Origin of the sequence: Stenotrophomonas sp. GD03794 (assembly GCF_029842145.1) — a bacterium.
GTDB lineage: Bacteria > Pseudomonadota > Gammaproteobacteria > Xanthomonadales > Xanthomonadaceae > Stenotrophomonas > Stenotrophomonas riyadhensis.
The window spans coordinates 54,369-66,344 of sequence record NZ_JAOCFV010000009.1 but is presented as its reverse complement, the minus strand read 5'-3'; the positions used below and the strand labels follow the sequence as shown (position 1 = coordinate 66,344).

11 protein-coding genes, 1 pseudogene and 1 riboswitch are annotated in these 11,976 nt (G+C 67.6%); of the genes and pseudogenes, 4 read left to right on the top strand and 8 right to left on the bottom strand.

Annotated features, from left to right (window positions below; translation table 11 throughout):
* Nucleotides 1-46 precede the first annotated feature (46 nt).
* The 3 genes from N5D91_RS07520 to N5D91_RS07510 all read right to left on the bottom strand — a co-directional run bounded on the left by N5D91_RS07520 (nt 47) and on the right by N5D91_RS07510 (nt 3,427).
* Complete coding sequence (locus tag N5D91_RS07520; RefSeq protein ID WP_110713209.1) at nt 47-685, bottom strand: hemolysin III family protein; 639 nt, start codon at nt 683-685, stop codon at nt 47-49.
* Nucleotides 686-862: 177 nt separating this feature from the next.
* Complete coding sequence (locus N5D91_RS07515) at nt 863-2,467, bottom strand: peptide chain release factor 3 (protein WP_049401409.1); 1,605 nt, start codon at nt 2,465-2,467, stop codon at nt 863-865.
* Nucleotides 2,468-2,533: 66 nt separating this feature from the next.
* The gene (locus N5D91_RS07510) at nt 2,534-3,427 is read right to left on the bottom strand and encodes a M23 family metallopeptidase (protein WP_180855003.1); all 894 of its coding nucleotides are present in this window, start codon (nt 3,425-3,427) and stop codon (nt 2,534-2,536) included.
* A gap of 149 nt (nt 3,428-3,576) precedes the next feature.
* Nucleotides 3,577-3,695: riboswitch (SAM riboswitch) on the top strand.
* A 77-nt stretch (nt 3,696-3,772) separates the two neighbouring features.
* Between N5D91_RS07510 and N5D91_RS07505 the strand changes: the two genes are divergently transcribed.
* The 3 genes from N5D91_RS07505 to N5D91_RS07495 are packed head-to-tail and all read left to right on the top strand — an operon-like array spanning nt 3,773 to nt 7,100.
* Nucleotides 3,773-4,804 (top strand): homoserine O-succinyltransferase, encoded by a 1,032-nt coding sequence (locus N5D91_RS07505; RefSeq protein WP_153855741.1) that lies wholly within the window; start codon nt 3,773-3,775, stop codon nt 4,802-4,804.
* Nucleotides 4,801-6,036 carry an O-succinylhomoserine (thiol)-lyase gene (locus tag N5D91_RS07500; protein ID WP_180855002.1) on the top strand — a complete coding sequence of 412 codons (1,236 nt, stop codon included), beginning with the start codon at nt 4,801-4,803 and terminating at the stop codon, nt 6,034-6,036. Before N5D91_RS07505 ends, N5D91_RS07500 begins: the two co-directional genes overlap by 4 nt.
* Nucleotides 6,033-7,100 carry a homoserine dehydrogenase gene (locus N5D91_RS07495; RefSeq protein ID WP_110713203.1) on the top strand — a complete coding sequence of 356 codons (1,068 nt, stop codon included), beginning with the start codon at nt 6,033-6,035 and terminating at the stop codon, nt 7,098-7,100. Before N5D91_RS07500 ends, N5D91_RS07495 begins: the two co-directional genes overlap by 4 nt.
* A gap of 106 nt (nt 7,101-7,206) precedes the next feature.
* Here the strand turns inward: N5D91_RS07495 and N5D91_RS07490 are convergent, their stop codons facing one another.
* A complete protein-coding gene (locus tag N5D91_RS07490) occupies nt 7,207-8,202 on the bottom strand; it encodes an alpha/beta hydrolase (protein ID WP_279908440.1) in 996 nt (331 codons plus the stop codon).
* 128 nt (nt 8,203-8,330) lie between these two features.
* The gene (locus N5D91_RS07485; RefSeq protein ID WP_049456519.1) at nt 8,331-9,713 is read right to left on the bottom strand and encodes an L-serine ammonia-lyase; all 1,383 of its coding nucleotides are present in this window, start codon (nt 9,711-9,713) and stop codon (nt 8,331-8,333) included.
* Nucleotides 9,714-9,813: 100 nt separating this feature from the next.
* Here N5D91_RS07485 and N5D91_RS07480 point away from each other — a divergent pair.
* Nucleotides 9,814-10,032: pseudogene (locus tag N5D91_RS07480) on the top strand (glutaredoxin family protein); the annotation flags it as partial.
* Nucleotides 10,033-10,077: 45 nt separating this feature from the next.
* On the opposite strand, the gene N5D91_RS07475 reads toward N5D91_RS07480, so the two are convergent.
* The 3 genes from N5D91_RS07475 to N5D91_RS07465 are packed head-to-tail and all read right to left on the bottom strand — an operon-like array spanning nt 10,078 to nt 11,869.
* Nucleotides 10,078-10,650, bottom strand: coding sequence for a YceI family protein (locus tag N5D91_RS07475; RefSeq protein ID WP_110713200.1), 573 nt, complete (start codon nt 10,648-10,650; stop codon nt 10,078-10,080).
* Between the two features lie 3 nt (nt 10,651-10,653).
* A complete protein-coding gene (locus tag N5D91_RS07470) occupies nt 10,654-11,226 on the bottom strand; it encodes a cytochrome b (RefSeq protein ID WP_153855745.1) in 573 nt (190 codons plus the stop codon).
* Between the two features lie 10 nt (nt 11,227-11,236).
* Nucleotides 11,237-11,869 (bottom strand): YceI family protein, encoded by a 633-nt coding sequence (locus tag N5D91_RS07465; protein WP_110713196.1) that lies wholly within the window; start codon nt 11,867-11,869, stop codon nt 11,237-11,239.
* Nucleotides 11,870-11,976 lie beyond the last annotated feature (107 nt).

Sequence of the window (11,976 nt, the reverse complement as noted above, 5' to 3'; positions counted from 1 at the left end):
AAGCGTCCATGTGCGCGGTGTGCACGCACCGCGCACGGACTGGGATCTACAGCACCTGCATGGTGACCGCGACGAAGTGGCAGACGCTGCCGCCGATCACGAACAGGTGCCAGATCGCGTGCGAGTAAGGGATCGATTCGCGGTGATAGAAGTAGGTGCCCAGCGTGTACGACAGGCCACCGGCCAGCAGCCAGCCCAGCGTCCAGCCGTCGATCGAGGCCAGCATTGGCTTGATCGCGACGATTACCAGCCAGCCCATGGCCACGTAGATGGCAGTCGAGAGGCGCTTGAAGCGGCCGGTGTAGAACAGCTTGAACACCACGCCGGCCAGGGCCAGGGTCCAGATTGCGGCGAACAGGCCCCAGCCCCACGGGCCGCGCAGGCCGATCAGGGTGAATGGGGTGTAGGTGCCGGCGATCAGCACGTAGATCGCGCAGTGGTCGAACACCTTGAGGCGTCCCTTGGCGACCGGGTGCTGGATGGCGTGGTAGAGGGTGGAGGCGGTGTACAGCAGCAGCAGCGCGATGCCGAACACGATGGCGCCGGCCAGCTGCCAGCCATCGCTGTAGATGGCGGCCAGGGTGATCAGCACCGCACCGGCGCCGAGGGCAAACACGGCACCGAGGCCGTGGGTCAGGGCGCTGGCGATTTCTTCGCGGATCGAAGCAACGGAAGTCGTGGACATGGCGTAGGCATCGTTCGCGGGGAGGGGGACCCGCACCCCCCTATCATCGCCGCGATGGGCGGTGTGTGCACGCCCGTCACCGTATGGTCGGTGAATTCCTGTGTTGCGGGGATGAACCGCCTGCGACGGCCGGGGTCAGAGCCCTTTCCTGCCGGAAAGGGATCCGACCCCGTGGCATCAGCCCACCGAAACGGTATGCGCCGCTTCGCGGGTAGCCGAGAAGCGCACGTCCGGCGAGCGTTCCTGGGCCAGCTGCAGGTTGACCCGGGTCGGTGCCAGGTAGACCAGGTGGCCGGCCGCATCCAGCGCCAGGTTCAGCGCATTCTTCTCGCGGAACTCTTCCAGCTTCTTCTCGTTGCTGCAGTGGACCCAACGCGCAGTGGTCACGCTGACCGGCTCGAAGGTGGCTTCCACGCCGTACTCGTCCTTCAGGCGGTAGGCGGCCACGTCGAACTGCAGCACGCCGACCGCACCCAGGATCAGGTCGTTGCTGGTCAGCGGGCGGAAGAACTGGGTCGCACCTTCCTCGGACAGCTGGGCCAGGCCCTTCTGCAGCTGCTTGAGCTTGAGCGGATCACGCAGGCGTGCGCGGCGGAACAGTTCCGGGGCGAAGTTGGGGATGCCGGTGAAGGTGACCGCTTCGCCTTCGGTGAAGGTATCGCCGATGGAAATGGTGCCGTGGTTGTGGATGCCGATCACATCGCCCGGCCACGCCTCGGCGGCGATCTCGCGGTCGCTGGCCATGAAGGTCAGCGCGTTGGCCAGCTTCATTTCCTTGCCGGTGCGCACGTGGAAGGTCTTCATGCCGGCGCTGAAGCGGCCCGAGCAGACGCGCATGAACGCCACGCGGTCACGGTGCTGCGGGTCCATGTTGGCCTGGATCTTGAACACGAAGCCGGTCAGCTTGTTCTCTTCCGGGGCGATCTCTCGGCCGGTGGTGGAGCGTGCCTGCGGCGACGGCGCATGCTCGACGAAGAAGTCCAGCAACGGCTGCACGCCGAAGTTGTTCACGCCCGAGCCGAAGAACACCGGGGTCTGCTTGCCGGCGCGGTAGGCCTGCAGGTCGAACGGGTGGCTGGCGCCCTGCACCAGCTCCAGCTCGTCGCGCAGGTCGGCCAGCATCTGCGCACCGATCTTCTCGGCCAGGCCGGGCGCATCGATGGACGGGAAGATGGTCGAGTCCTGGCGGGTGAAGTTGCGGCCCGGTTCGTACAGGTGCACTTCGCCGGTCAGCAGGTGGACCACGCCCTTCAGGCGCTGGCCCATGCCGATCGGCCAGGTCACCGGCGCGCACTGGATGCCCAGCACGGTTTCCACTTCATCCAGCAGCTCGATCGGGTCCTTGCCCTCGCGGTCGAGCTTGTTGATGAAGGTCATGATCGGGGTGTCGCGCAGGCGGCAGACTTCCATCAGCTTGATGGTGCGCTCTTCCACGCCCTTGGCCACGTCGATCACCATCAGCGCGGAGTCCACCGCGGTCAGCACGCGGTAGGTGTCCTCGCCGAAGTCGGCGTGGCCGGGGGTGTCGAGCAGGTTGACGATCTTGCCTTCGTACGGGAACTGCATCACCGAGGAGGTGACGGAGATGCCGCGTTCCTTTTCCAGCGCCATCCAGTCGGAGGTGGCGTGGCGGGCGGCCTTGCGGCCCTTGACCGAACCGGCCATCTGGATCGCGCCTCCGAACAGCAGCAGCTTTTCGGTCAGCGTGGTCTTGCCGGCGTCAGGGTGGGAGATGATGGCGAAGGTGCGGCGACGCGACGCTTCGTTGGCGACTTCGGACATGGCAGTGGCGCCCGCCCGGGGCGCTTTTCAAAGAGATAAGCGCCCGATTATACCGGCCAGGGCCGGTCAGCGCCCGGTACCGCCGTCGGCCTCGCCCTCGCGGGCGAACTGCAGCTGGCCCTGCTCGGCAAAGATGCGAGCAGGCACCGAGCGCAGGCCCATGCCGCGGTTGACCTGCACCACGAAGTGCAGGTGCGGCGCGCTGCTGTAGCCGCTGTTGCCGGACAGGCCGATCGGCTGCCCGGCGCCCACTGCCTGGCCACGGCGCACGCGCATGCCGCCGGCCTGCAGGTGGCCGTACAGGGCCATGCTGCCGTCGCTGTGCAGCACGCGGATGAAATTGGCGCGGGCACCATCGCGTTCGCGGTCCTGGCCGTTGCCACGGAAGCCATCCTGGATCTGCATCACCGTGCCCTCGCGCGCGGCCAGCACCAGGGTGCCCTCCGGCAGCGCGAAGTCGACCGCATCGCGGTTTTCCTCGTCATCGTGGCTGAACCGGCCCTGTGGCGCCTGGTCCACGCGTGGGCGGGTCGTATCGAACGGCAGGCGGTAGGCGACATCCTCGGCCTGTGCGGCCGGATTGCCGGGCACCGACTGCAGGCGCAGGTCCAGGGGGCGGCCGTTGGACGGGGCGGGCAGGTGGCCGACCACCAGGCTGCTGTCGCCCTGGATCAGCGACTGCACCGGCAGGCCTTCGACCGGGCGTCCGGGCGCGGCGCGCAGTTCGACCTGCAGCGGACCGGCCAGTGCGTTGTCGACCCGGGCCTGCCAGTGCTCGCCGAGCGGCTGCAGGCGCAGCTGGGCCATCGGCGCAGCGCTCTGCGCGGTCTCGCCACGGGGGGGCGGAGCGGCCGGGGCGGCCTTGGGCACCAGTCCCCAGCCCTGGCGCCAGTCACCGGCGCTGGCCGTCGTGCTCGCCAGCAGGGACAACAGCAGGCAGGTCAGGGGCAGGCGCAGCATCAGTGGTTCCAGTGGGTAGGGACCGCCGGGACTGTAGCCGATCCTGAACAGGACGGCCGCGACCGCCTTCGCATAGTTGCGTTGAAAATATTCATCGCTTTATCCGTATGAAGGGATTGACAGTGCCGGAAAGGGCTGGCATCGTGGCTCCACCATCGAGACCGGCAGAGGGACAGGCCCTTTGAAGCCGGGGCAGCCCGCAGGCGCGCAAGCGTCCGCGTAGGTGCCAAATCCTGCGGGGACCGTGGCGTCCACCGAAAGATGGTTCGAACCATGCACCCCACGTGCATCTCGAACGCGGGCCCCGCGAAGGCTCGATGGCCGATTCCCCAACCGGATCCCGCCATGAGCTTCGCCGCCAGTACCGCGCTTCGCCCCGAACCCTTTGTCCCCGTCAGCGTGCCGGTCGAAGACCGCGTGCATGCCGAGCGCGGTGAGTTCGCCGCGGTGCTGTCGATGCGTCACGCCGGCCCCAGCCCGGTGCGCCTGCGCTATGAGTGGGTCGGCCCGGCCAATGCGCCGGTGGTGGTGCTGGCCGGCGGCATTTCCGCCCATCGCCATGTGGCGTCCAATGCACAGTTCAGCGAGAAGGGCTGGGCCGAAGACTTGGTCGGCAGCGGGCGCGCGCTGGATCCGCAGCAGCTGCGTGTACTGGCCTTCGACTTCATCGGCGCCGACGGTGCACTGGATGTGCCGATCGATACCGCCGACCAGGCCGATGCACTGGCGCTGCTGCTGGACCATCTCGGCATCCGCACGCTGAAGGCGTTCGTGGGCTACTCCTACGGGGCGCTGGTCGGCCAGCAGTTCGCGATCCGCCACCGTGCACGCGTGCACCAGCTGGTGCTGGCCAGTGGCGCGCATCGCCCGCATCCGTATGCCGCCGCCTGGCGCGCATTGCAGCGCCGCGCGGTCGCGCTGGGCCAGCTGCAGTGCGGCGAAGACCACGGCCTGGCCCTGGCCCGGCAGTTCGCCATGCTCAGCTACCGCACCCCGGAAGAGTTCGGCGAGCGCTTCGATGCCGCGCCGGAAGTGATCAATGGCCGCGTGCGCGTGGCCGCCGAAGATTATCTCGATGCGGCCGGTGCGCAGTACGTCGCGCGCACGCCGGTGACCGCTTACCTGCGCCTGTCTGAATCGATCGACCTGCACCGCGTCGACCCCACCGCGATCCTGCCGCCGACCGTGGTGGTGGCCGTGGAGGGCGACCGCCTGGTGCCGCTGGCCGACCTGGTCGGCCTGGTCGAAGGGCTGGGCCCGCGCGGCAGCCTGCGCGTGCTGCGCTCGCCCTATGGCCACGATGCCTTCCTCAAAGAAACCGATCGCATCGACGCGATCCTCGTCACCGCCTTCCGCACCTCTGGAGAGTCCGCATGAGCCTGCACGCCAACGAGCCGTCCTGTAGTCGCACCACTGCCGCCGTCCGTGCCGGCATCGATCGGGACACCGCACATGGCGCGGTCACGCCGCCGATCGTGCTGTCGTCGAACTTCAGCTTTGAAGGTTTCGGCAACAAGCGCCAATACGACTACACGCGCAGTGGCAACCCGACCCGCGACCTGCTGGGTGAAGCGCTGGCCGAACTGGAAGGTGGCGCCGGCGGCGTCATCACCGCCACCGGCATGGGCGCGATCAACCTGGTGTTGAACGCGCTGCTGCAGCCGGGCGACACCCTGGTGGTTCCGCACGATGCGTACGGCGGCAGCTGGCGCCTGTTCAACGCGTTGGCGAAGAAGGGCCACTTCGAGCTGGTCACCGCCGACCTGACCGATCCGCGCGCGCTGGCACAGGCGCTGGCCACGCAGCCGAAGCTGGTGCTGGTGGAAACCCCGTCCAACCCGCTGCTGCGCATCACCGACCTGCGCTTCGTCATCGAGGCCGCGCACAAGGCCGGTGCGCTCGTGGTGGTCGACAACACCTTCCTGTCGCCGGCGCTGCAGCAGCCGCTGTCGTTCGGTGCGGACCTGGTGCTGCATTCCACCACCAAGTACATCAATGGCCACAGCGATGTGGTGGGTGGTGCGGTGGTCGCGCGCGATCCGGCACTGCACGAGCAGGTGGTGTGGTGGGGCAACGCACTGGGCCTGACCGGTTCGCCGTTCGATGCGTTCCTGACCCTGCGCGGCCTGCGCACGCTGGATGCGCGCCTGCGCGTGCACCAGGAAAACACCGCGTCGATCGTCGCCCTGCTGGACCAGCATCCGGCGGTCGGCGCGGTGTACTACCCGGGCCTGGCCGATCACCCGGGCCACGCCATCGCCGCGCGCCAGCAGAATGGCTTCGGCGCGATGCTGTCATTCGAACTGGCGCACTGCGCCGGCGATGATCCGCATGCGGCGGTGCGTGCGTTCGTCGATGGCCTGCGCTGTTTCACCCTGGCCGAATCGCTGGGTGGCGTCGAAAGCCTGATCGCGCACCCGGCCACCATGACCCATGCAGCGATGACCGCCGAAGCGCGCGCGGCCGCCGGCATCAGCGAGGGCCTGCTGCGCCTGTCGGTCGGCATCGAGGCCGAGCGTGACCTGCTGGCTGATCTCGGCGCAGCGCTGCAGCGCGCCGAAGCCGTGATCGATGCGGCTGCGCGCCGCAAACAGGTGGTGGATGCATGAGCGCGCTCGCCGCTGACATTCCTGCGCTGGGCGCGGGGCGCCTGGCGCTGCTCGGCACTGGCACGGTCGGCTCAGCCTTCGTGCAGCGCTACCAGGCGTTGCAGGCACGTGGCCTGGAACTGCCCAGCGTGCAGTGGCTGGCCAATTCACGCACCGCGCTGGAGATTGATCGCGACCTGGCGCTGCCCTTGGAACTGGCACGTCGTGCACCCCGCGATGGCCAGAGTTCGCCGCCGTGGGCGAGCGCCGAAGGGCTGGAACGGGGTGACGTGGTGGTCGACGCCACCGCCAGCGAAGACGTGGCCGCCCGCCACGTGCAGTGGCTGGCGCGCGGCGTGCACGTGGTGACCGCCAACAAGCTGGGCCGTGGTGCGCAGCTGGCCCGCGCGCAGGCCATTGCTGAAAGCTGTGCCGACAGTGGCGCACGCTATGGCGACAGCGCGACGGTGGGCGCGGGCCTGCCGCTGTTGAGCAGCCTGCGTGCGCTGGTGGCCGGTGGCGATCACATCCATGCCATCGAAGGCGTGCTGTCCGGTTCGCTGGCATGGCTGTTCCATCGCTATGACGGCCAGTCGCCGTTTTCGGTGGCGGTGCGGGAAGCACTGGCGGCGGGCTACACCGAGCCGGATCCACGCCTGGACCTGTCCGGCGAAGATGTACGCCGCAAGCTGCTGATCCTGGCGCGCAGCAGCGGCCTGGCATTGGATGCGTCGCAGGTACAGGTGGATTCGCTGGTGCCTGACGCGCTGGCGGCATTGCCGCTGGAAGATGCGGTGGCCGCACTGGAGCAACTGGATGCGCCGTTGCAGGCGCGTTGGCAGCAGGCGCGTGACAACGGTCGTGTGCTGCGTTTCGTCGGCCGCGTTGATGGCGAAGGGGCGCAGGTGGGCCTGCGCGAGCTGCCGGCCGATCATCCGCTGGCACAGGGCGCGGGCACCGACAACCGCGTGGCCATCCACAGTGATCGCTACCGCCGCCAACCGTTGTTGATCCAGGGACCGGGCGCGGGCGCGGAAGTCACCGCAGCCGCGCTGCTGGATGATGTACTGCGGATCGTAGGTTGACCGCATCGCTTGTGTAGAGCCGAGCCCATGCTCGGCTGCTCCTGGCGGAATCGCCTCCTGCTGGATGAGCCGAGCATGGGCTCGGCTCTACACAAGCAGCCGTCGGTCAGCGGGACTTCAAGGCCTTCAACAATGCGCTGTTGAACTGCTTGGGGTTCTGCACCTGTGGTGAATGGCCCAGTTCGGGGAACTCGACCAGCGTCGCGCCGGGAATCGCCTCGGCCGCTGCTCTGCCCAGCGCCGGATAATTGCCCAGCGCCGCCTTCACCTCCGGCGGCGCCAGGTCACGGCCGATCGCGGTGCGGTCCTTCTGGCCGATGAACAGCGTGGTCGGTACCTGCAGGTTCTTCAGTTCGTAGACCACCGGCTGGTTGAACACCATGTCCGAGGCCAGTGCCTGGCTCCACGCAACGGCCTGCTTGCCCGGGCCTTCATACATGCCTGATTGCATGCGTGCCCATGGTTCGTACGCCGGCTTCCACGTGCCGTCGTAGTACACGTCCAGCTGGTAGCGGCGGATGCTGTCATAGCTGGTTTTCAGTTCGCCGGCATACCATGCATCGACGCTGCGCCATGGCACGCCCAGCGCCTTCCAGTCCTCCAGCCCGATCGGATTGACCAGTGACAGGCTGTGCAGGTCCTGCGGGTACATCAACGCGTAGCGCACCGCCAGCATGCCGCCCATCGAGTGGCCGACCAGGTGCACCGGCATGTCCTCCAGCTGCAGCTGCTGCAGCAGGGCGTGGGTATTGGCCGCCAGCTGCGCGAACGTGTACTGGTAACGCTCGGGCTTGCTGGATTTGCAGAAGCCCACCTGGTCCGGGGCGACCACCCGGTAGCCGGCATTCAGCAGCGGCGCGATGGTCTGCTGCCAGGTGGCTGCGCAGAAATTCTTGCCGTGCAGCAGCACCACCACGCCGATGGCGCGGCGTTTGGGCAGGACATCCAGATAGGCCATTTCCAGTGGCTGCCGCTGCGACTCCAGCGCGAAGATCTTCACCGGATAGCCGTAGTCGAAACCTTCCAGCCGCGGACCATAGGTCGGCGCGGCAAGCGCGGACAGCGGCAGGCAGGCAAGCAGGGCAGCAGCGATCACGCGCATGGGGCCAATCCGGGGCAGGGGAGCCCCGAGCCTAACCGGAACATGGTGACGGTGTCGTCCGATGTAGAGCCGAGCCCACGCTCGGCTGCTCCTACCCGATCAGCCGAGCATGGGCTCGGCTCTACAACTCAGCACTCGATGACGTTCACCGCCAGGCCACCGCGGCTGGTTTCCTTGTACTTGTCCTGCATGTCGCGGCCGGTATCGCGCATGGTCTTGATGACCTTGTCCAGCGACACCTTGTGCTTGCCGTCGCCACGCATCGCCATGCGGGAGGCATTGATCGCCTTCACCGCGCCCATCGCGTTGCGCTCGATGCAGGGGATCTGCACCAGGCCACCGATCGGGTCGCAGGTCAGGCCAAGGTTGTGTTCCATGCCGATTTCCGCGGCGTTCTCGATCTGGCTCGGGTTGCCACCCAGCGCCGCAACCAGGCCCCCGGCCGCCATCGAGCAGGCCACGCCCACTTCGCCCTGGCAGCCCACTTCGGCACCGGAAATCGAAGCATTTTCCTTGTACAGGATGCCGATCGCCGCCGAGGTCAGCAGGAAGTCGAACACACGCTGCTCGTTCGCGCCCGGGCAGAAACGGTCGAAGTAATGCAGCACCGCCGGCAGCACGCCGGCTGCACCGTTGGTCGGTGCGGTCACCACGCGGCCACCGGCAGCGTTTTCCTCGTTCACTGCCAGTGCGTACAGGTTGACCCAGTCCAGCGTGGTCAGCGGGTCGCGCATCGCCGCTTCCGGCTTCGACGACAGCTCGCGGTACAGCGCCGGTGCACGACGGCCGACCTTCAGGCCACCCGGCAGCACGCCTTCCTCGCGGATGCCTCGCGCGACGCACGACTGCATCGCGCTCCAGATCTCGCGCAGGTTGGCGCGGATCTCGTCTTCGCTGCGCCAGCACTTCTCGTTCTCGAACATCAGCTGGGCGATGCTCAGGCCGCTGCGTGCGGTCTGCGCCAGCAGCTCGTCGCCGCTCTTGAACGGGTAGGGCAGCGGGGTCTCGTCGGGCACGATGCGGTCATCGGCCGCGTCGTCCTGGTTGACCACGAAGCCGCCTCCGACCGAGTAGTAATCGCGGGTGGCGATCACTTCATCGTCGGCGTTGTACGCGGTGAAACGCATGCCGTTGGTGTGGTACGGCAGCTTCTGGCGCTTGTTCATGCCGAGGTCGCGCTTCTCGTCGAAGGCGATCTCGTGCTGGCCCATCAGCTGGATGCGCTTGCTGCTGCGGATGCGCTCCAGGGTGGCCGGGATGATGTCCGGGTCGATCAGGTTCGGCCGCTGGCCCTCCAGGCCCAGCAGGATCGCCTTGTCGGTGCCATGGCCGCGGCCGGTCAGCGCCAGCGAGCCATAGACATCGGCGCGGATGCGCGCGACCTCGTGCAGGCGGCCCGGATCGAGCAGCCAGCGATGGATGAATCGCTCGGCGGCCTTCATCGGCCCGACGGTGTGCGAGGAACTCGGACCAATGCCGATCTTGAAAACGTCGAACGTGCTGACAGCCATGGTTGCCGTACTGCGGGTACCGGAAGAGACCGCTATTCTAGCGGTTCACGCCGCACTTCAATGGCTGCGGCGCAGCATTTCCACCAAGGGGACCCTGCCGGTGTTGACTCTGTTCCAGCGTGACGATTGCCACCTGTGCGACATGGCCCTGGCCGAACTGGCCAAGGCGCGGGCCCCGGAGTTCGAATCGGTGTTCCTGGATGACCAGCCGGCGCTGGAAGCACGCTACGGCGCGCGGGTGCCGGTGCTGCGTGACGAGCGCGGCGAGCGTGAGCTGGACTGGCCGTTCGATGCCGCCACGGTGCAGGCCTGGCTGGCCGGCACTACCGGAGATGATGGCCGGGGCGGTGCCCCGGCCTGTTGCTTATTTCGCGTTGAACTTCACGATCGTGCTGATCGCGGTGTCGTCCGGGATGGTCTTGGTATCGGCCCAGTCACCGCCGCCGACACCGAAGTCCAGGCGCTTGACCGTGGCCTTGCCGGTCAGCACCGGCTGGGTGCCCGGCTTCCAGGTGAAAGTAAGGGTGACCGGCTTGCTGACGCCGCGCAGCTCCAGCGTGCCATCGGCGGCGAACTGGTCATTGCCCACCGCGCGGAAGCCCTTGGCGGTGTAGCGCGCAGTGGCGAACTTGCCGACGTTGAAGAAGTCGGCGCCCTGCAGGGTCGAGTCGCGGTCGCTGTTGCCGCTCTTGGCACCGGCCAGCGGAATCACCACGTCCAGCGAACCGGCGGCCGGATTGGCCGGGTCGAAGCTGAGCTTGGTGGCAAAGCCCGGGAAGCTGCCGGTGAACACTTCACCGTCGTACTTGGTGGCGAACACCAGGATCGAACCGGCGCCGGGAGCCTGCGCGTAGTCGGCGGCGAGCGCCGGAGCAGTGGCCAGCATGCCGGCCAGGGCGGCGGCCACGGCGGCCGGGGTGGTCAGTTTCAGGTTCATCGGTCAGTCCTTCTGAGGGGAGGCGAGCCAGCCGCGCGGCAACATGCGGGACAATGTCGCATCGCGCTGGAACAGGTGGTGGTAGAGGGCAGCACCGGCATGGGCCAGCACCACCGCGATCAACAGCCAGAAGCCGTATTCGTGGAGGGCATGGGACACCGCGACGACCTGCGGATCCGGGCCACTCAGCTTGGGCACGTCGACCAGGCCGAACCAGCGGAACGGGCGCAGGCCACTGGCCGAGTCGTACAGCCAGCCCGACAGCGGGATGGCGAACATCAGCACATACAACAGCACGTGGGTGGCGCTGGCGATGCGCTCCTGCCAGCTGGGCACGCCCGGCACCGGCTTGGGGGCGCCGGCGTACAGGCGCCAGCCGAGGCGGAACAGCACCAGCGCCAGTACGGTAATGCCGATCGACTTGTGTGCGGTGTAGACCCAGAAGTACTTGGGGGTCTTGGGCAGTTCGCCCATGGTCAGGCCGACCACGCCCAGGGCGAGGATCAGCAGTGCGATCAACCAATGCAGGATCTGGCTGACACTCCCCCAGGCGGCGGGGGTGTTCTTGGCGGTCATGAAAGGTCCTCTAGCGGGCCGTCTTGGGGTCGGAGTGCGGAACGGGAGCGGGAGTTCCCGGGGCGTCGCTGCGGTCGAGGGTGGCTTCAGCCTCGATCCTCAGCTGTACTGCATCACCGATGACGCCCGGCCAGGCGGTGATGCCGAACGCGCGCCGGCTCAGCGTGGTGCTGGCGGAAAAACCGGCGGTGCGTCGGAACGGGGGGAGGGGGTAGCGCTTGATGGCATTGAGGGTCACGTCCAGGGTGACTTCCTGGCTGACGCCGCGCAGGGTCAGGGTACCGATCACGTGCGCACGCTTGGCATCGATCGGTTCGACCCGGCTGGAGACGAAGCGTGCGCTGGGGAAACGCTCGCCGTCGAGCAGGCTGCGGGCCAGCGTGGCCTGGTTCCATTTGGCGTCACCAAGGTCCAATCGCGACACGGGTACCTCGACGTCCAGCGTGGCTTCGCGCCAGTTGTCGGGATCGAACTGCAGGCGGCCTTCACTGCCGGAGACCGTACCCATGGCCTGCGAGTAGCCCGCGTGGTCGATGGTGAACAACACCCGTGTATGCACCGGATCGAGGCGATAGGTGTCTGCGTCCGCCCAGGCGGGGGCGGTGGCGAGCAGCATGGGCAGCAGGGCCAGGCAGGGACGCATCGATGGCGGGCTCCGGAAGGGGACGCTGTGATCATACGCACAGGCCCCTGCCAACGATGCGCACATGGCTGCAACAGTTCGTGGTGGGGCCACCCGTGGAAACAGGC

What these genes read in the sequence shown, in the direction of transcription:
- N5D91_RS07520 (WP_110713209.1), bottom strand. Translation starts at nt 685, where the DNA reads ATGTCCACGACTTCCGTTGCTTCGATCCGCGAAGAAATCGCCAGCGCC.
- N5D91_RS07515 (WP_049401409.1), bottom strand. Translation starts at nt 2,467, where the DNA reads ATGTCCGAAGTCGCCAACGAAGCGTCGCGTCGCCGCACCTTCGCCATC.
- N5D91_RS07510 (WP_180855003.1), bottom strand. Translation starts at nt 3,427, where the DNA reads ATGCTGCGCCTGCCCCTGACCTGCCTGCTGTTGTCCCTGCTGGCGAGC.
- N5D91_RS07505 (WP_153855741.1), top strand. Translation starts at nt 3,773, where the DNA reads ATGAGCTTCGCCGCCAGTACCGCGCTTCGCCCCGAACCCTTTGTCCCC.
- N5D91_RS07500 (WP_180855002.1), top strand. Translation starts at nt 4,801, where the DNA reads ATGAGCCTGCACGCCAACGAGCCGTCCTGTAGTCGCACCACTGCCGCC.
- N5D91_RS07495 (WP_110713203.1), top strand. Translation starts at nt 6,033, where the DNA reads ATGAGCGCGCTCGCCGCTGACATTCCTGCGCTGGGCGCGGGGCGCCTG.
- N5D91_RS07490 (WP_279908440.1), bottom strand. Translation starts at nt 8,202, where the DNA reads ATGCGCGTGATCGCTGCTGCCCTGCTTGCCTGCCTGCCGCTGTCCGCG.
- N5D91_RS07485 (WP_049456519.1), bottom strand. Translation starts at nt 9,713, where the DNA reads ATGGCTGTCAGCACGTTCGACGTTTTCAAGATCGGCATTGGTCCGAGT.
- N5D91_RS07475 (WP_110713200.1), bottom strand. Translation starts at nt 10,650, where the DNA reads ATGAACCTGAAACTGACCACCCCGGCCGCCGTGGCCGCCGCCCTGGCC.
- N5D91_RS07470 (WP_153855745.1), bottom strand. Translation starts at nt 11,226, where the DNA reads ATGACCGCCAAGAACACCCCCGCCGCCTGGGGGAGTGTCAGCCAGATC.
- N5D91_RS07465 (WP_110713196.1), bottom strand. Translation starts at nt 11,869, where the DNA reads ATGCGTCCCTGCCTGGCCCTGCTGCCCATGCTGCTCGCCACCGCCCCC.